Annotated in this window: 14 protein-coding genes; 7 read left to right on the top strand and 7 right to left on the bottom strand. The window is 63.7% G+C overall.

Annotated elements, in window-relative coordinates; translation table 11 throughout:
* The first annotated feature begins 39 nt into the window (after positions 1–39).
* Both OSH05_RS12345 and OSH05_RS12340 read left to right on the top strand, forming a co-directional pair.
* Positions 40–789: an SDR family oxidoreductase gene (locus OSH05_RS12345; protein WP_104219650.1), complete on the top strand. Its 750-nt coding sequence runs from the start codon at positions 40–42 to the stop codon at positions 787–789.
* Positions 790–1011: 222 nt separating this feature from the next.
* Positions 1012–2499, top strand: coding sequence for a sensor domain-containing diguanylate cyclase (locus OSH05_RS12340; RefSeq protein WP_104219649.1), 1488 nt, complete (start codon positions 1012–1014; stop codon positions 2497–2499).
* On the opposite strand, the gene OSH05_RS12335 is transcribed toward OSH05_RS12340, so the two are convergent.
* From OSH05_RS12335 to OSH05_RS12305, 7 genes are all read right to left on the bottom strand, one after another.
* Positions 2471–2776 (bottom strand): hypothetical protein, encoded by a 306-nt coding sequence (locus OSH05_RS12335; protein WP_104219648.1) that lies wholly within the window; start codon positions 2774–2776, stop codon positions 2471–2473. The genes OSH05_RS12340 and OSH05_RS12335 overlap by 29 nt on opposite strands.
* A gap of 156 nt (positions 2777–2932) precedes the next feature.
* Complete coding sequence (locus OSH05_RS12330) at positions 2933–4909, bottom strand: glycoside hydrolase family 127 protein (protein WP_104219647.1); 1977 nt, start codon at positions 4907–4909, stop codon at positions 2933–2935.
* A gap of 38 nt (positions 4910–4947) precedes the next feature.
* Entirely contained in the window at positions 4948–5805 is an 858-nt protein-coding gene (locus tag OSH05_RS12325; protein WP_104219646.1) for a carbohydrate ABC transporter permease, read from the bottom strand.
* A complete protein-coding gene (locus OSH05_RS12320) occupies positions 5805–6737 on the bottom strand; it encodes a carbohydrate ABC transporter permease (protein ID WP_104219645.1) in 933 nt (310 codons plus the stop codon). Before OSH05_RS12320 ends, OSH05_RS12325 begins: the two co-directional genes overlap by 1 nt.
* Positions 6738–6799: 62 nt before the next feature.
* Positions 6800–8035, bottom strand: a complete 1236-nt coding sequence (locus tag OSH05_RS12315) for an ABC transporter substrate-binding protein (RefSeq protein ID WP_165801622.1) — start codon at positions 8033–8035, stop codon at positions 6800–6802.
* Positions 8036–8108: 73 nt separating this feature from the next.
* Positions 8109–9158, bottom strand: coding sequence for a LacI family DNA-binding transcriptional regulator (locus tag OSH05_RS12310; RefSeq protein WP_104219643.1), 1050 nt, complete (start codon positions 9156–9158; stop codon positions 8109–8111).
* A gap of 210 nt (positions 9159–9368) precedes the next feature.
* Positions 9369–10061 carry an exopolysaccharide biosynthesis protein gene (locus OSH05_RS12305; RefSeq protein WP_165801615.1) on the bottom strand — a complete coding sequence of 231 codons (693 nt, stop codon included), beginning with the start codon at positions 10059–10061 and terminating at the stop codon, positions 9369–9371.
* Between the two features lie 200 nt (positions 10062–10261).
* On the opposite strand from OSH05_RS12305, the gene OSH05_RS12300 reads away from it, so the two are divergent.
* The 5 genes from OSH05_RS12300 to mmsB all read left to right on the top strand — a co-directional run bounded on the left by OSH05_RS12300 (position 10262) and on the right by mmsB (position 17617).
* The gene (locus OSH05_RS12300) at positions 10262–12613 is read left to right on the top strand and encodes a DUF3772 domain-containing protein (RefSeq protein ID WP_165801614.1); all 2352 of its coding nucleotides are present in this window, start codon (positions 10262–10264) and stop codon (positions 12611–12613) included.
* Between the two features lie 89 nt (positions 12614–12702).
* A complete protein-coding gene (locus tag OSH05_RS12295) occupies positions 12703–13314 on the top strand; it encodes a CAP domain-containing protein (RefSeq protein ID WP_266352293.1) in 612 nt (203 codons plus the stop codon).
* Between the two features lie 305 nt (positions 13315–13619).
* Positions 13620–14690: a multiple monosaccharide ABC transporter substrate-binding protein gene (chvE, locus tag OSH05_RS12290; protein WP_104219641.1), complete on the top strand. Its 1071-nt coding sequence runs from the start codon at positions 13620–13622 to the stop codon at positions 14688–14690.
* A gap of 105 nt (positions 14691–14795) precedes the next feature.
* Positions 14796–16331, top strand: coding sequence for a multiple monosaccharide ABC transporter ATP-binding protein (mmsA, locus tag OSH05_RS12285; protein ID WP_104219640.1), 1536 nt, complete (start codon positions 14796–14798; stop codon positions 16329–16331).
* On the top strand, positions 16325–17617 hold the full coding sequence (mmsB, locus tag OSH05_RS12280) for a multiple monosaccharide ABC transporter permease (protein WP_104219639.1): 1293 nt from the start codon (positions 16325–16327) through the stop codon (positions 17615–17617). Before mmsA ends, mmsB begins: the two co-directional genes overlap by 7 nt.

The following is a 17617-nucleotide window of genomic DNA, read 5'->3' as shown; positions in this document are numbered from 1 at the left end:
CAAGAGGCGAAAAGAATGATCGAGGGAAGAGACGCAGGCATGTCGGACAATGGGAAGATCGCGCTCGTCACCGGTGGTGGCACGGGCATCGGCAAGGCGGTGGCGCTGGCTCTGGCCGGCGCCGGCTATCAGGTTGTGGTGACCGGACGCCGTCAGGCGGCGCTGGACGAGGTCGTCGCTTCGGCTGGCGGCAATATGGTCGCGATCCCGTCGGACCTCACCGATCCCGACTCCGTCGCCGCGCTCTTTGCCGCGGTGAAGCAGCGCTTTGGCCGCCTCGACGTGCTCTTCAACAATGCCGGCACCAATGCCCCGCCGATCCCGCTGGAGGAATTGACCCCGGCGCAGTGGAAGGCCGTTGTCGACACCAATATCAGCGGCGTCTTCTACTGCACGCAGGAAGCCTTCCGCATCATGAAGGACCAGTCGCCGCGTGGCGGGCGGATCATCAACAACGGCTCAATCTCGGCGACGACGCCGCGTCCGAACTCCGCGCCCTATACCGCCTCCAAGCACGCTGTTCTGGGGCTGACCAAATCGACCTCGCTCGATGGCCGCAAATACGACATCGCCTGCGGCCAGATCGATATCGGCAATACCGAGACGCCGATGGCCGCCAAGATGAAGAGCGGGGTTCTCCAGCCCGATCTGTCGATCAAGGTCGAGCCGACCTTCGACGTCAAGCACGTTGCGGACGCCGTCCTCTACATGGCCTCCCTGCCGCTCGATGCCAATGTCCTCAATCTGACGGTGATGGCGACAAAAATGCCGTTGACGGGGCGCGGTTAAGCTCGCCTGGGGGCTGTTCCGCGGCAGACAGGCTTTACGAAACGTCACGGGCCGGACGTCGATTTTCAGCATAAACGTTGGATTGCGTTCGGCCTTTATTTCGACCCGCGAACCTTGTATTGCCACTCTCATCGTGATCGCCTGAATCGTCTCGCAATTACGAGCGCGAAGGTTTTCACGCCGATAGATTGTCGATTTCATTGTTGGTGAACGGCCATTCCGATGGATATTCCGATCGAGACCCTGTCTGTCAACGATGCGACCTTCGAGTTGGCACCGGTTGCCCTTTGGCTCGAGGACTACAGCGCGCTGCGCCTGTTGTTCGATGAATGGCGTGCCGCGGGGATCACCGATCTCTATGCCTATCTCCGGGATGACCCGTCGCGGGTGGAGCTTTGCTCAAGCCGGATCCGCCTGGTCAAGGTAAACCGGCAGACCCTCGCGCTCTACGGCGCTTCCGACGTGGCCGAACTCGAAGCCAATCTCGATCTCGTCTTTCGCGGCGAGATGCTGGAGAACCATATTGGCGAGCTCGTGCAGCTCTGGAATGGCGAAGCCGGATTTTTCAGCCATACCGTCAACTATACGCTGACCGGCGAGCGCATCGACATTCAGCTCCGCGCGGTTCTGCTGCCGGGTTCGGAAGAGAGCTGGGACCGTCTTCTGGTCTCGACGGAAAACATCACGGAGCTTGAAGGCGCCTTTCGTAAGCTGGAACACAGCAATGCCTATGCCCGCGGATTGTTCGATCATTCGCCGGTATCCTTGTGGGTGGAAGATTTCAGCGCCGTCAAACGGCTGATCGACGATCTGAAGTTCCGCGGCATCACGGACTTCCGGGTGTTCACGGACGTTCATCCGGAATTCGTGACGCGCTGCATGAGCGAAATCCACGTCATCGACGTCAACCAGCAGACGCTCGACCTATTGGCGGCGCCCGACAAGCCGACGCTGTTGAAGCGGCTCGGCGACGTTTTCCGCGATGAGATGACCAGGCATTTTCGCGAACAGCTGATCGATCTGTGGAACGGTAAACTGTTCCAGCAGCGCGAGGTGGTGAACTACAGCCTGGACGGCAGGGAACTGCACCTTCTTCTGCAATTTTCAGTTCTGCCGGGTAATGAGAATGATTGGTCCCTGGTCCAGGTGGCCCTCACCGACATCACGGCGCGCAGGGCCGCCGAGGCCTATCTGGAATTCCTCGGCAAGCACGACGCCCTGACGAAGCTGCACAACCGATCCTTCTATATCGACGAGCTGGCGCGACTGCAGCGCAATTCACCCTTCCCCGTCTCCATCATCATGGTGGACCTCGACGAACTGAAGGAGACGAACGACAGGCTCGGACATGCGGCGGGCGACGAATTGCTGCGCCGTGTCGGCGAGGTCCTCGCCAAGTCGGTCGAGAAGCCAGGCAATGCCGCCCGGATCGGCGGCGATGAATTCGCCATCATCCTGCCGGGAGCCGATGAGGTCGAGGCCAGGAACACGATGGAGAACGTGCGCCGCCTGCTCGATCTGAACAACCAGTTCTATGTCGGCGCGCCCGTCTCGCTATCGATGGGATCGGCAACCCGGACGCACGGCGAGCGAATCGAGGATATCGCCCGCCGGGCGGATGCCGCCATGTATGAGGCCAAGCGGCAGCATTATGCCGACGAACAGGGCGGTCCGCAGGGCCTCAACCCGCCGTCGCGGTTGCAGGCTTGACCGCCACGCAGTCGCGCGCATGCAGGAAGTTCTTCATCGACACGTCGCCGAGCACGACGAAATGAAGCATTCGCGGTAGCCAGAACACGACGTCCAAGCCCACATCCCATTGATAGGCAGGATCGGTTCCCAGCCGCGTCAGATCGATCGGCGCCGCGATCGCACCCTGGCCGTCGTCGAGCACCAGCGGCCGCTGGCACGGCGTGTTGGTGAGCTGGACGTAAAGAATTCCGGCCCCGGCGAGCAGATAGACGATCAGCAGACGCAGGATGGACATCGCTCGGATCTCCCGGGAATCGGCAGCGCCGGATCGTGACCGGCGAACGTCGCCAACGCAATCTCCAGCGGGCTTCCAGGGCCACGAAAAGTCGCCGCGCCGCGATCCTTTCGAACCACGGCGCGGCGCCAGCCGCTGGCGACGAACGGGAGGGGATTAGCCGCCGCGGAGCCAGACCAGCATTTCGCCGGGAGTCCGGTTGTCCCAGGCGAAATAGGGCACGGCCTTGATGGAGACGTTCTCGCGCTTCGGCGGCGCCTGCCGGTAGAGCTGGCCGTCCCAGTCTGCCGTGGAATCGCTCTCCGCTTCGGCCGACAGCGTTACAATGCCGCCGAGCAGGTCCGCTTCAAACGCCGAGCTGAATTCGGCCGGCTGAGGAACGCGGACGCGGTTGAGTCCGACAGAATTGTCGACGCCTTCCAGGCAATAGACCAGCGGACCGCGCTTCAGCGCGACACGGCCAACATCCTGGCGCACATCGGGATGGGCGTGGAGCTGCTCGATCGGAAGGTCGAGATCGAGTTCGATCCGGTCGCCTGCCTCCCATTCACGGTTCAAGGCGGCATAGCCGTTCTCGGCAGCCGAGCCGAGATCGACCGCTTCGCCATTGAGCTTGAGCGAGGCGCGGCGGGCGAAGGCCGGAATGCGCAGATGCAGCGTGAAGCGGGCCGGGGCATCGACGTCGACGTCGATGCGGATGGCGCCGTCCCAGGGAAAGTTCGTCGTCTGCGTCAGCGTCACCGCCGTGCCGCCGAGATCGAGCCGCGCCGTGCTGTCGCAATAGAGATGCACCGCGGCCTCGCCATCGGCCTGGCCATACATGTAGGACCCGATCGACGCCACCATGCGGCCGATATTGGGCGGACAGCACGGGCAGCGATGCCACTTCCAGCGATTGTGCTTGCCGCGGCTCTCGAGGGGGTTCTCGTAGAAGAACAGCGAGCCATCGAGCGAGAGACCCGAGATCGAGCCATTGTAGAGCGCACGCTCCATCACGTCGGCATAGCGGGCGTTGGGTCCCATGCCGAGCATGCGATTGGCCCAGAAGATCAGCGCCACGGAGGCGCATGTCTCGGCATAGGCGCTCTCGTTCGGAAGATCGTAGTCCGACGTGAAGCCTTCATTGGCCTCGGAAGGTCCAAGGCCGCCAGTGACATAGAGCTGCTTGCCGTTCAAATCGTCCCAGAGTTTGTCCAGCGCCACGCGCAACGTGTCGTCACCGAACTCGGTCGCGATATCCGCCATACCCGAATAGAGGTACATCGCGCGAACCGCGTGGCCGACGACCTTCTCCTGATCCCGCACCGGCTTGTGCGAATGGTTGTATTCATACGTCTTGAAGTGGAAGTCCTTCGGGTCGGCGCCGCGCGCGCGGGCTTCCTCGTCAAAATAATGGGGTTGCTGGCCGCGCTGGTCGATGAAGTATTTAGCCAGCTTCATATAGCGATCATTGCCGGTAACGCGGGCGAGCTTGACCAGCGCCAGCTCGATCTCCTCGTGGCCGCAATAGCCCTTCTTCTTTTCCGGCTCCGGACCGAACATCGTGTCGATGTGATCGGCGTAGCGGATCATGACGTCGAGCAGCTTGCGCTTTCCCGTCGCCTGGAAATAGGCGACGGCGCCCTCGATCAGATGGCCGGCGCAATAGAGCTCGTGGCAGTCGCGCAGATTGGTCCAGCGCAGGCCCGGCTGCATGCGCTGGTACCAGCTCGACACATAGCCGTCAGGTTGCTGCAGCTTCTCGAACATGTCGATCACGGCATCGATCTTCGCTTCGAGCGCCGGATTCTTGCGGCGATAGAGCGAATAGGCTGCCGTCTCGATCGTCTTGCCGAGGTCGGAATCCCAGAACATCTGCGTCGTCACGGTCGAGGCGGTGAAGCCCGGCTTGCCGACCGCTGCCGGCGACATCGACATGAACGGGATGCGCAGCGCCGGCACCGGCCGGTCGGGGTCGAGCTGGTCGAGCATGCCGGCCTCGACGCAGCGCTCATAGAGGATATCGGCGGTCTTGTCGGCGACCGCATCGACGCGCGCGCCCCAGAAACCGCGGACATCGACCTGCGGTGTCGCCGGCGGGCGGAAGCGGGCACGCGGCTTCTCGGCGGTCGCGGGGGAGGGCATGGCACTCATGGTCGTCTCCTAGATGGATCGATGGATTGTCGGGGTGCCTATTTCACCGCGCCCGCGGTCAGGCCGCGGATATAGAAGCGCTGGAGAAGCAGGAAGAGGATGAGGCAGGGGATCATCATGACAGTAACGCCGGCCTGGACTGCGCCCCAGTCAACGGCACCGAACCGCCCCGATTGAACGGCCGTCATCATGATCGGCAGGGTGAATTGAGACTGGTCCGTCATCAGGACGAGGGCGGCCAGGAACTCGTTCCAGCTGTTCAGGAAGGCGAAGATCGCGACCGTCACGACACCGGGCCAGACGAGCGGCATCATGATGCGCACGAGCAGCGCGATGCTCTTCGCCCCGTCGATCCTTGCCGCCTCCTCGATCTCCTTCGGCACCGCGTCGAAGGCGTTGCGCATCATGAAGATCGAGAACGGCAGTTGTAGCGTGACATAGACGAGAACCAGCCCGGACAACGTGTTCTGCAGCCCTAGCCACGTCAGGATGAGGAAGATCGGCGTCAGGATCGACTGGAAGGGGATCATGATCGTCGCCAGGATCATGAGGAAGAAGAAGTTCTTGAACGGGAAATGGAAGCGCGAGAACCCGTAGCCGGCGAAGACGCTGATCACGGCGGTGAGCAGGACGCTCATGCCGGCGACATAGATGCTGTTCTGGGCCGAGTGCCAGAGCCCGGCGCCGAAACTGTCGAGCGTGACATAGTTCTGCAGCGAGAACCCGGTCGTCGGCCAGGGCGGCAGAGGCGGCTGGCGCGCCTCGCTTGGCGGCTTGAAGGTCGAGAGCACCGCCCACAGGATCGGCGCGACGAAGATGACCGACAGCACCACACCGGTGCCATGCTCGGCGAGAAGCGTGGCGAGCGAGCGCTCGCGCGGGCGGGCGGATGCCATCACATTCCCTCCGGATTGCGCAGCAGTCTCAGCTGGACGAGGCTGATGATGACGAGGATGACGAGCAGGACCATGGACAGCGCCGCGCCATAGCCGAGCTTGAACGACACGAAGGACTGGTTGAAGATCCAGTAGACCGCCGTCAGCGTCTGGTTGCGCGGCCCGCCGCGCAGGATGATGTAGAACTGGTCGAAGGCGAGGATCGAGCCGGCGACCGAGAGGATCAGCGACAGCGCCAGCGTGCGGCGCATCAGGGGCAGCGTGATCGAGCGGAAGCGCTGCCACGCCGAGGCGCCGTCGATCTTGGCGGCTTCCATGAGTTCGGTCGGGATCGACTGCAGCCCGGTCATCAGGATGACCATGGTGAAGCCCGCGACCTTCCAGACGACCATGACGATGATGGACCAGAAGGCCGGATTGAACGTTGCGAGCAGATTGACCTTCTTCTCCGTCAGCCCGAGCTGGTAGGCGGCGGGGCTGAACAAGCCTGAATCGACATTGAGCAGCCAGGCCCAGAGCAGGCTTGCCGAGGCGAAGCCGACCACGACCGGCATGAAGAAGGCGGTGCGGTAGACGCCGATCATCGGCCGCGGCCGCTCGACGAACAGCGCCAGCGGGAAGGCGACGACGAAGATCGCGATGGTGACGATGACGGTATAGTAGAAGGTGAAGTTGAGCGCCTTCCAGAACCGCACGTCCTTGGTGATGGCGACGTAATTGTCCAGTCCGATGAAGCTGTGCGCGCCCATCAGCGGCCAATTGTGCAGCGACATCCAGGCGGTCATGCCGAGCGGCAGCACGAAGAAAACGGCGACGAGCGCGATCGCCGGCGCGATATAGAGATATCCGGCCCATTGGCTGCGATCGACGGCCCGCTTGCGGCGCGGAACGGCAATCGTCGCGGCTCCGGCCTTGGCGGAGATCGACGACATGGCGGCTGCCCTCATGCTGGTTTGGGAGGCGGAGGCGCGATGCGCCTCCGCCCTGGAGCAGGCTAGTTCTTCGCCTGGTCGATGATGCCCTGCATCGTTTCCTGCGCATTCGCGATCGAGCCGTCGACGTCGTCGCCGAAGAAGACCTCGCTGATCATCTGCGCCCAGGGGCCGTTGGCCGAATTGATGATGTCGTTGAACACCACCGAATAGGGCGTGCGGCCCTTGGCCATGGCCTCGGCTGCCACCGCGTAACGCGGATCAAGCCCCTTCAACGCCTCGGCGGCGATGTCGCCGCGCACCGGCAGGCTGCCGCGGCTCGCCAGAAGGGCCTGTCCCTCGAGCGAGTAGGCGTAGTCGAGGAACTCCTTCAGGACGGCGAGCTTCTTGGTGCCCTTGGTGACGACGAAATTGTCGCCGCCCGCGAAGGACGACCAGCCGCCATCCTTGCCCGGCAGGAACGTGACGCCGTAGTCGATGTCCTTGTACTGCGTGTTGAGCGCGCCGATGGCGAAGGCGCCCGACGGAGCGATGCCGATATTACCCGCGGCGAAGGCCGCGAAGAAATTGGCGCCGTTGTCGGTCTGCGCGCCTTCCGGCACGAGGCCCTTCTTGACCATGGAGCGATAGAAGTCGATCGCCTCGCGCAGCTTCGGATCGGTCAGCATCGCCTTCGAGCCGTCTTCCGACAGGATCTCGCCGCCCGACGCCCAGACCAGCGGCGTGAAGGTGAAGATGTTGCAGCCGCCGCAGGCGCCGGAGAAGTAGAAGCCCTTGATGTCGCCGCCGAGCGCGTTGACCTTCTCGGCGTCGGCCTCGATCTCGGCCCAGTTCGTCGGTCCCTTCTCGGGATCGAGTCCGGCCTGCTTGAACAGCTTCTTGTTCCAGATCAGCACCGAACTGTCGGCCGAGAACGGCAGACCATAGATCCGGTCCTTATAGGTACCGGTCTTCACATGCGCCGGCGACAGGTCCTTGAAATATGACAGGGACTTGGCCCAATCGGTGATGTCCTCGAGCTGCCCCGCCGCCGCGAAGGCCGGCGTGTAAATCAGGTCGAGCGACAAGCCGTCGGGAGCCGTTCCGCCCGCGACCGAGGTCGCATATTTCGGGACGATCTCGGCATTCGGGATGATGTCGAGCTTGATCTGGTTCTCATGGCCCTTGTTGAAGGCCTCGACGATCTGCGGCATGAAATTCGAGCCGTCGGCCCGGACCCAGATATTGGCGGTCTCCGCCGCCGAGGCGAGCGCCGTCATCGAAAGCAAAGCCGCGGTCGCGGCTATCACGCTCTTCATTCTGCTCATGGGGTCTCCTCCCTCTATGAAACGACCGCCCGTGGCTCCTCCCGCGAGCGGCTGTCACTTTGCTTCACCCATCCGGCGGCTGGCCGCAGGATTCTCTCACCACAAGCCGGCACGGAAGCTTGCGAATTTCCGGCTCGATTCTCTTGCCATCGACGAGCGATAGCAGCGTCAGCCCTGCCTCGCGGCCGAGCTCCGTCAGGTTCATGTCGATCGTCGTGAGAGGCGGCCGCGACGCATTGGCGAGGATCTCCCAATTGTCGAAACCAACCACCGCCACATCGATGGGCACGCGGATGCCGCGCTCCCGGAGTGCATCGATCACGCCGCGCGCGATCTGGTCGTTGCCGCAGAACACCGCGTCGGGGCGCTCCGCCGCATTGTCGAAAAGGTGAGCCACGGCCTCGTGCCCCCAGCCCTCGTTCCAGGGCCCGAGCAGGGGCGGCAGCACCGGGAGGCCGCTTTCGGCGAGGACGGCGTGATAGGCGGCGGCGCGGCGGTGCACAACGGCGAAAGTCGTCGGGCCGGTGATATGCGCGATCCGGCGCCGGCCGAGGCGAACCAGATGCTCGACGGCGAGGCGCGCGCCGCCCTCTTCGTCGCAGATGAAGGAGACCGAATCCTGGGCTGGTTCGGTGAAGGCATAGATGATCGGCAATCCGAGGCCGGAAAGCTCGACAGGTAATTTGCGGTCGACGCGCTTGCCGGTGGCGATGATGCCGTCGACCCGCTTTTCCAGCATCGCCTCGACGTGAAGCTGGCCGAGCCGGGGATCGTCCTCGATGTTGCAGAGGAAGACCGAAACGCCATTATCGACCAGCGCGTCGGAAATGCCAGCCATGACCGGCAGCGAGAAGCGGCCATAGGTATCGTTGGTCAGCAGCCCGACGGTGAAGCTGCGCTGGCGCAACAGGCTTTGCGCCAGGCTGTTCGGGCGGAAGCCGAGACGGCGAGCCGTCTCCTGGATGCGGAGGCGCGTCTCGGCCGTCATGCGGCCCTGGTCGTTCAGGGCTTTGGAGGCCGTGGCGACGCTGACGCCGGCGGCGAACGCGACATCGCGCAGCGTAACTGGCCGTCGCCAGCCACTCCGCGTCTCTCCCTCGCCCTCGACCGACATGGCCACTCCGCAAGCACGTTCCTCGTGGGCGCGCCTTTGGCGCTTCGCCCTGATTGAGAAAAGGTTTTCTCAAATTCCGGCTAAAAAAGGCGGTGACCCAAGCCATCGCCTCAAACCGTTTGAAAAACCCTTTTCTCAGATCAGGCTACACGCGACGTGGCATCGATGCAAGCCGCTCTGTGGCGACATGCCTTCAACCTCCGGCAAGGCTCAGAACGCCTCCATCACACGCCCCGCCCAGCGATAGGCGAGGACGCTAAGCTCGGCGCCAAAGACGACAATCGCGGTGTTCCAGGCGAGCGCGACAATCGAAAGCATGGCCCCGACGAGGATCGCGACACCGTCCCGCTCGATGAGGCCGAAGGCGAAGGCGATGACGGCGAGCGAGGGCAGCTGGTTGCCGAGCGGGATCGGCAGGAGAATCATGATCGCATGGACGAAGATAGGGACCGCCAGCACGAAGCGGGCAACCCGTCCGGAGAGGGCCGGCAGCCGAGGCCGCAGCAGCCATTCGATGCGCCGGAACCACGGCGCGATCCAGAGCCCGCCCTTCACGACCGGTCCGCGTGGCAGTCCGAATCGTCGCAGCCTTTCCGGCAGGACGAGGCTCTCGGCACCCATCATGATCTGGACCGACAGGATCGCCAGTGCCGCGCCAAACACGACACCGGTCGGGAGGCCTGGAATCGGTATGAAGGACGGCAAGGCCAGCATCAATAGGGTAAGGCCGATGCCGGCACCGCCCAGCGCATCGACCATCTCGCCGAGCGTCACGCGGTCATGCGGCAGGACAATTCCCAGATTGGATAGAATTGTCGACGCCGAACCGGACCGAAGAACGCGGTCGGCGGCTTCGGAGCGCGTGTCGCCGGCCGCCGCGGGCGCAGGATCGTGCGTCGGCAAGGCTACCTCCGGGATTAGGACAGCGGAACGATACAACAGAGCCGGGACCCCGTCGAAGCGGCAACAGGGCGAGCCGATCGCAAGGCCCAACTGCAATGCGATCAACGACCATATTGCGAAATCGCGCCGCTTAGTGTCGTGATCACCGGCGCCAAGTTCAAGGGTGGCGGCCACGCGGCCGGGCCATTGGGGAGATCGACGTGACGCGTTTTTCGGGACGGCCAATTGCAGAGAAACCAAGGCCGTCCATCCTGTCCTGGATGCTCGCCGCAACCCTTCTCCTTGTCTCGCTCTGGCCGGGAATCGCGGCGGCCCAGGACGACCAGCAGTCGCGGATCGACACCTGGAACGCGACGCTGGAGCACGTCGACACCGCTATCAAGCAGGTACAGATCACTGATCCGGAGCTGCGGGGACTGTTCGACCAGGTCTCGGACGTAATGACCAATGCCAGCGCGTTCGCTGCCGGCCTCACCCCGAGGGTGGCGGCCGCCTCCGCGCAGGTAAAGGCGCTCTCCCCCGTGGAGGGAGCGGACCAGACCATCTCGGACGCGGTAAAGACCGACCTCGCCGCCGCCCAGGAGACCTATGGCGACCTGCTCGGCAGCCAAAAGCAGGCCATCGCGATTGTCGCGCATGGAACGTCGACACAATCCATGATCAACGACCGGCGGCGCGCGATGTTCACCGCGCGCCTGCTGGAACGGAGCCAGAGCCTGGCCGACCCGGGCCTTTGGGTCGATGCCGCCGCGGAGCTGCCGGTTCTGGCATCCGGCGCTGCCGACATCGTGGTCGAATGGTTCGACTCGTTCCGCAACACGGCCGAACGTTGGACGGCGGTCGCCGTCGTCTGCATCATCCTTCTCGTCCTGATCGGCCTTATGCCCGGACGCCGGATGCTCATCCGGCATCTGGCGAAGCGCACCCAGGCAAAGCCCTATTCGATGCGGTCGAAGGTGGTGGCCGCCTCCGCCACGGTGGCCACCAACGCGATCGTACCCGCCGCCGTGATGTTCGTCGGCCACTCGATCCTCACGGCGTTCCGCCTGGCGCCGGAACGGCTCAGCGTCATCTGGTTCGGCATCGCCTCCGCGATCGTCCTGTTCTCGCTCGCCTCCGGCATCGCCCGCGCCTTGCTCGACCCGGCCCGGCCCGCCCTTCGTCTGGTGACGATCGACGATGCGCTCGCCAGGCGCATCTTCAACCTCGTCGTCACGATTGCCATCCTTCAGTCCTTCGTCATTTTCATGGACAGGCTGACGCGCGTCGTCCCCACCTCGCTGCCGCTGGTTATCGCATTCGACGGCCTCCTGTCCGTGGCCAGCGCCGCGCTCATCATCCGGACGGTCCGGATCGTCAATCGACATTCCAGCGCCGCCGCCGAGGAAGACGAAGAAGAGGACGAATCGGTTCTGAAGCGCATCGCGCTGATCCTGGCCGGCGTCACCGCCGCGGCAGCCATCTTCGCCAGCCTCATCGGCTACGTTGCCCTCAGCCGTTTCGTAACGACGCAGATCTGCTGGGCGACGATCGTCGTCAGCCTCCTGGTGCTGCTGACCATGCTGACCGACGAACTGACGACGGCCTGGTTCCGCCGCGAGGGTATCGTCGGCAGCCGCCTGATCGCTTCGGTCGGTTTCGCGCCGCGCTCGCTGACCCAGCTCGGCGTCGTCTTCAACGGTGTCGTTCGCCTAGCGCTGATCGGCCTCGCGGTCCTCGCCATCTTCGCGCCCTGGGGCTTCGATTCCGATTCCGTCATGAGCAGCTTCCGGCAGCTTCTCATCGGGTTCACCCTCGGTTCGATCGTCGTTTCGCCGATCACCATCTTCTCGGCGCTCGCCGTTTTCGTCGCCGTCCTGATTGCGACCCGCACATTCGAGCGATGGCTCGACACCCGTTTCCTGCCGACGACCCGGCTCGATTCAGGATTGCGGAACTCGATCGGCACCGTCATCGGCCATCTCGGCTGGATCCTGGCCGCAGCGATCGCCTCCGGCTATGCCGGCCTCGACCTCTCCTCGATCGCCATCGTCGCCGGTGCGCTTTCGGTCGGCGTGGGCCTCGGCCTCCAGGGCATCGTGAACAATTTCGTCTCGGGTCTCGTGCTGCTGGCGGAACGGCCGATCCGAGCCGGCGACTGGATCGCGGTCGGCGCCGAGGAAGGGATCGTCAAGCGCATCAATATCCGCGCCACGGAGATCGAGACGTTCGACCGCTCGACGGTGATCATTCCGAATTCGAGCCTGGTGACGGGCATCGTCAAGAACATGGTGCTGCATGACCGGTCGGGGCGAGCCAATCTGAAGATCGTCGTCGCCAAGGATTCCGACCCGGCCATCGTGCGCGATCTGTTGCTGAAGATCGCCAAGGAGCACCCGCTGGTGCTCTCCTTCCCGGAGCCGTCGGTTCTTTTCGTCGATTTCGACGCCGCTGCGCTGCATTTCGAGCTCAGCTGCTACATCTCCGACAATGGCAAGAGTGGCACCGTCCGCTCCGAGATCCGCTTCCGCTGTTTTGCCCAATTCGCGGAGCATGGCATTCGCCTGCCGTAAGGCCCGCCATGTTGCGTCGCCTCGGCAAATCGGCGAACACTCGCCGCAGCCGACTTTCCTGACAGCCTGACCGCCGAGACCCAAGCACCATGATCGCCAATTTCCGCCGCATGACGGCCCTTGCCCCTCTCGCCGTCGCGATCGTCGCGCTGGCGGGGTGCACCCAGACGGTGGAGACACCGACAACGCCGGTGTTCTACGATCGGCTCGATTCCTCCGGCGCCACGGTGAGCCCCGAGGCCGCGGCCAGCATGATCACTGGCTACCGCACGGCCCGCGGCCTCTCGGCCGTCACGGTCGATCCGCGGCTGAACAAGATGGCAGCCGACCAGGCCCGCGCCATGGCTGCCGTCGATCAGGTCAGCCATGACGTACGCGGCGGCGGCAAGTTTGAGAAGCGCCTCGCCGCCTCCGGCTTCGACGCCGGCATCGCCGTCGAGAATGTCGGCGCCGGCTATCGCACGCTCGCCGAGGCCTTTTCGGGCTGGCGCGATTCCAAGCCCCACAACGCCAATATGCTGAAGCCCGGCGTCACCCGCCTCGGCATCGGCACCGCCTATGCGCCGAACAGCAAGTACAAGGTCTACTGGTCGCTGATCCTGGCCAAGCCCTATGAACCCCCGGCATCGATGAGCGGCCCTGCCCTTCCGGCCGATGGCAGCACGGTCGTGCAGATCGGCGGCGCCGTCGTCGGACGCTGAGCGCCTGGCCCTATCGTACTATAGTCGTATTATTAACCGCGCCCGACCCGGAGCCCCTCGGCTCCCGGTCGGGCGCGGCGTTTTCGCGTGTCGCCACAAAATCGCCATTGACGGAAACGGATGCGGGCCGATACCAACGGGGCGTGGTGGCCTGATCGGCCTCATGGAGGTGAAGGACGCATCGCAAGCTGATTGTCTCGCTCGATGGGTCTGGAAAACGATCGGGAGTCGAAGTAATTAGGAAGTGCGATGCGCCTCGCCAGCAGCGAGACGGCAAACGTCGTACAATTCGGGAGAGAGATATCGTGAACCTTTTGAAGTCCGCGCTCGCCGCGCTCGCGCTCGGCGCAGTCGCCCTTTCGCCGGTGGCTCATGCCGCCGACAAGGGCATCGTCGGCGTCCTGATGCCGACCAAGACCTCGCAGCGCTGGATCAATGACGGCGACGCCGTCAAGTCCCAGCTCGAGGCCAAGGGTTACACCGTCGATCTGCAGTATGCGCAGGACGACATTCCCAACCAGCTCAGCCAGCTCGAGAACGAGATCACCAAGGGCCCGAAGGCTCTGATCATCGCCTCGATCGACGGCACGACACTGTCGGACGCGCTGCAGAAGGCCGCCGACGCAGGTGTTGTCGTCGTCGCCTATGACCGCCTGATCAAGAAGACGCCGAATGTCGACTACTACACGACCTTCGACAATTTCGGCGTCGGCGTGATCCAGGCCAATTCGCTGGTCAAGGGCCTCAAGGAGCGCTTCCCGAACACGAAGCCCTGGAACGTCGAGCTGTTCGGCGGTTCGCCGGACGACAACAACGCCTTCTTCTTCTACAATGGCGCGATGTCGGTCCTTCAGCCGCTGATCGATGACGGTTCCATCAAGATCGTGTCCGGCCAGACCGGCATGGACAAGGTCGGCACGCTGCGTTGGCTCGCCGCCACCGCGCAGGCCCGCATGGACAACCTGCTCTCGGCCAACTACTCGGACGGCAAGCGCGTCGACGGCGTTCTCTCGCCCTATGACGGCCTGTCGCGCGGCATCATCGCCTCGCTCCGCGGCGTCGGCTACGGCACCGCCGACCAGCCCTGGCCGATCGTGACCGGCCAGGACGCCGAGACCGCCTCGGTCAAGGCGATCATCGCCGGCGAGCAGTATTCGACCGTGTTCAAGGACACGCGCGATCTCGCCAAGGCGACGGTCGAGCTGGTCGACACCGCGCTGTCGGGCGGCACGCCGGCTGGCCTCGACACCACCACCTACAACAATGACGTCAAGGTCGTTCCCTCGATCCTGCTGACGCCGCATGAGGTGGACAAGTCGAACTACCAGGCGCTCGTCGTCGACTCGGGCTACATCAAGGCCGACGAACTCAAGTAATCGCGACTAAAATGAGGGGCCCCGCTACGGCGGGGCCCCTTCTCGTCGTGCGAGCGAGCGGCTAACGTCGCCTCACTCCGTATATTCGTGCGGGAGCGGCTCTCCATGCCTTCATACATTCTCGAGATGCGCGACATCACCAAGACCTTCCCGGGGGTCAAGGCGCTGTCGAACGTCAATCTCCAGGTCGAGGAAGGCGAAATCCACGCCATATGCGGCGAAAACGGCGCCGGCAAGTCGACGTTGATGAAGGTCCTGTCGGGCGTCTATCCGGACGGAGACTACGAAGGCAAGATCATCTATCGCGGCGAGGAATGCCACTTCAAAGGCATCCATGACAGCGAACACAAGGGCATCGTCATCATCCACCAGGAACTCGCCCTGGTGCCGATGCTGTCCATCGCCGAGAATATCTTCCTCGGCAACGAACATGCGAAATGGGGCGTGATCGACTGGGACGCCAACGAGGCGCGGACCCGCGAACTCCTCAAGAAGGTGGGCCTCAGCGAGGACCCGAAGACGCTGATCACGAATATCGGCACCGGCAAGCAGCAATTGGTCGAGATCGCCAAGGCGCTCAGCAAGGAAGTCGAACTCCTGATCCTCGACGAGCCGACGGCGAGCCTGTCGGAGAAGGACAGCCAGGCCCTGCTTGACCTGCTGCTGGAATTCAAACGCCAGGGCATCACCTCGATCATCATTTCCCACAAGCTGAACGAGATCAACCGCGTCGCCGACCACGTCACCGTCATTCGCGACGGGCGCACGATCGAGACGCTGGACCGCCAGAACATCAGCGAGGACCGGATCATCACCTCGATGGTGGGCCGTTCGCTGGAAGACCGTTATCCGCCGCGCGACCCCAAGATCGGCGAGGTCATCTTCGAGGTGAAGAACTGGTCGGTCTACCATCCGCTGCATGCGGAGCGGCAGGTCATCAAGAACATCGACTTGAATGTCCGCAAGGGCGAGGTGGTCGGCATCGCCGGTCTGATGGGCGCCGGACGGACCGAGTTCGCGATGAGCGTCTTCGGGCGCAGCTACGGCCGCAAGATCACCGGCGAAGTCCGCCTGCATGGCAAGCCGATCGACGTTTCATCGGTGGGCAAGGCCGTCGATCGCGGCCTTGCCTATGTCACCGAGGACCGCAAGATCTTCGGTCTCAACCTGATCGAAGACATCAAGAACAACATCACCATCGCCAATCTGAAGGGCGTCTCCAGCGTCGGCGTCATTGACGATCTGAAGGAACTGGACGTCGCCAACGACTTCCGCGGCCGGACCAATATCCGCTCGTCGAGCGTCTTCCAGAAGACCGGCAATCTTTCGGGCGGCAACCAGCAGAAGGTGGTGCTGTCGAAATGGCTCTTCGCCAACCCCGAAGTACTGATCCTCGATGAACCGACGCGGGGCATCGATGTCGGCGCCAAATACGAAATCTATACGATCATCGCGCGCCTCGCGGCCGAGGGACGGGCGATCATCGTCATCTCATCCGAAATGCCGGAACTCCTCGGCATCTCCGACCGGATCTACGTCATGAACGAAGGCCGGCTCGTCGGCGAAATGGCGGCGCGCGACGCCAGCCAGGAGAAGATCATGCGCGCCATCGTGCGCGGAGAAGGAAAAGCAGCATCATGAGCGACAGCGTTCCCACACCGCAGTCGGGCGTTGCCCAGGACGTGCCCACCACGCAGCGCGTCCCCGTCTCGTCCTTCGTGTCGAACCTGCGGGAATACGGGCTCGTGCTGGCGCTGATCGCCATCATGGTGTTCTTCCAGCTCACGACCGGCACGCTGTTCAAGCCGGTCAATCTCTCCAATCTCGTCCAGCAGAACAGCTTCATCATCGTGATGGCGCTCGGCATGCTGCTCGTGATCGTCGCCGGCCATATCGATCTCTCCGTCGGCTCCGTCGCCGGCTTCATCGGCGCGCTGGCGGCGATGATGATGGTGATCTGGCCGCTCGGCAGCTTTTTCGGCAACCCGCTGGTCGTTTCGATCATCTGCATCATCATCGGCGGCGCCATTGGCGCCGCGCAGGGCTACTGGATCGCCTATCATCGGATCCCCAGCTTCATCGTCACGCTGGGCGGCATGCTGGTGTTCCGCGGCCTGTGCCAGGGCCTGCTCGGCGGCGGCTCGTCGGTTGGCCCCCTGCCGGACAGCTTCAAGCAGCTCTCCTCCGGCTTCCTGCCCGATATCATCGGACCGCTCGTGCTGATCGATCCGGTCATCAACGCGGCCGGCAAGACGATCGTCGGCTCCGGCGTCGTGCTCCACATGACGACGGTGGTGCTCGGCCTTGTCGGCGTCCTCGCCTATGTGATCTCCGGGCTCTCCACGCGCCGGACGCGCGAGGCGCGCGGCTATCAGGCCGAGCCTTTCGGCCTGTTCGTCATCAAGACGCTCGTCGTCGCCGCGCTGGCGCTGTTCCTCGTCTATCAATTCGCCGTCTATCGGGGCTTCCCGATCGTCCTCGTGGTCATGGCGATCCTGATCGCGCTCTTCGTCTTCCTGACCCGGAAGACGACCATCGGCCGCCGCGTCTATGCGATGGGCGGCAACATCAAGGCGGCGCAGCTTTCCGGCATCAAGACGGAGCGGCTCACGCTGCTCGTCTTCATCAATATGGGGATGCTCTCCGCGCTGGGCGGCCTCATCATCGCCGCCCGCCTCGGCCAGGCTGTGCCGGCCGCCGGCCTGGGCAGCGAGCTCGACGTCATCGCCGCGGTCTTCATCGGCGGCGCCTCCGCCATGGGCGGCGTCGGCCAGGTGATGAGCACCGTGGTCGGCGGCTTCATCATGGGCGTGATGAACAACGGCATGTCGATCATGGGCGTCAATGTCGACTGGCAGCAGGTCGTCAAGGGCCTGGTGCTGCTCGGCGCTGTCATCTTCGACGTCTACAACAAGAACAAGGGCTGA

This window comes from Kaistia algarum (genome assembly GCF_026343945.1).
GTDB lineage: Bacteria > Pseudomonadota > Alphaproteobacteria > Rhizobiales > Kaistiaceae > Kaistia > Kaistia algarum.
This window is presented reverse-complemented; position numbering and strand designations above follow the sequence as displayed.

What these genes read in the sequence shown, in the direction of transcription:
- OSH05_RS12345 (WP_104219650.1), top strand. Translation starts at nt 40, where the DNA reads ATGTCGGACAATGGGAAGATCGCGCTCGTCACCGGTGGTGGCACGGGC.
- OSH05_RS12340 (WP_104219649.1), top strand. Translation starts at nt 1,012, where the DNA reads ATGGATATTCCGATCGAGACCCTGTCTGTCAACGATGCGACCTTCGAG.
- OSH05_RS12335 (WP_104219648.1), bottom strand. Translation starts at nt 2,776, where the DNA reads ATGTCCATCCTGCGTCTGCTGATCGTCTATCTGCTCGCCGGGGCCGGA.
- OSH05_RS12330 (WP_104219647.1), bottom strand. Translation starts at nt 4,909, where the DNA reads ATGAGTGCCATGCCCTCCCCCGCGACCGCCGAGAAGCCGCGTGCCCGC.
- OSH05_RS12325 (WP_104219646.1), bottom strand. Translation starts at nt 5,805, where the DNA reads ATGGCATCCGCCCGCCCGCGCGAGCGCTCGCTCGCCACGCTTCTCGCC.
- OSH05_RS12320 (WP_104219645.1), bottom strand. Translation starts at nt 6,737, where the DNA reads ATGTCGTCGATCTCCGCCAAGGCCGGAGCCGCGACGATTGCCGTTCCG.
- OSH05_RS12315 (WP_165801622.1), bottom strand. Translation starts at nt 8,035, where the DNA reads ATGAAGAGCGTGATAGCCGCGACCGCGGCTTTGCTTTCGATGACGGCG.
- OSH05_RS12310 (WP_104219643.1), bottom strand. Translation starts at nt 9,158, where the DNA reads ATGTCGGTCGAGGGCGAGGGAGAGACGCGGAGTGGCTGGCGACGGCCA.
- OSH05_RS12295 (WP_266352293.1), top strand. Translation starts at nt 12,703, where the DNA reads ATGATCGCCAATTTCCGCCGCATGACGGCCCTTGCCCCTCTCGCCGTC.
- mmsA (WP_104219640.1), top strand. Translation starts at nt 14,796, where the DNA reads ATGCCTTCATACATTCTCGAGATGCGCGACATCACCAAGACCTTCCCG.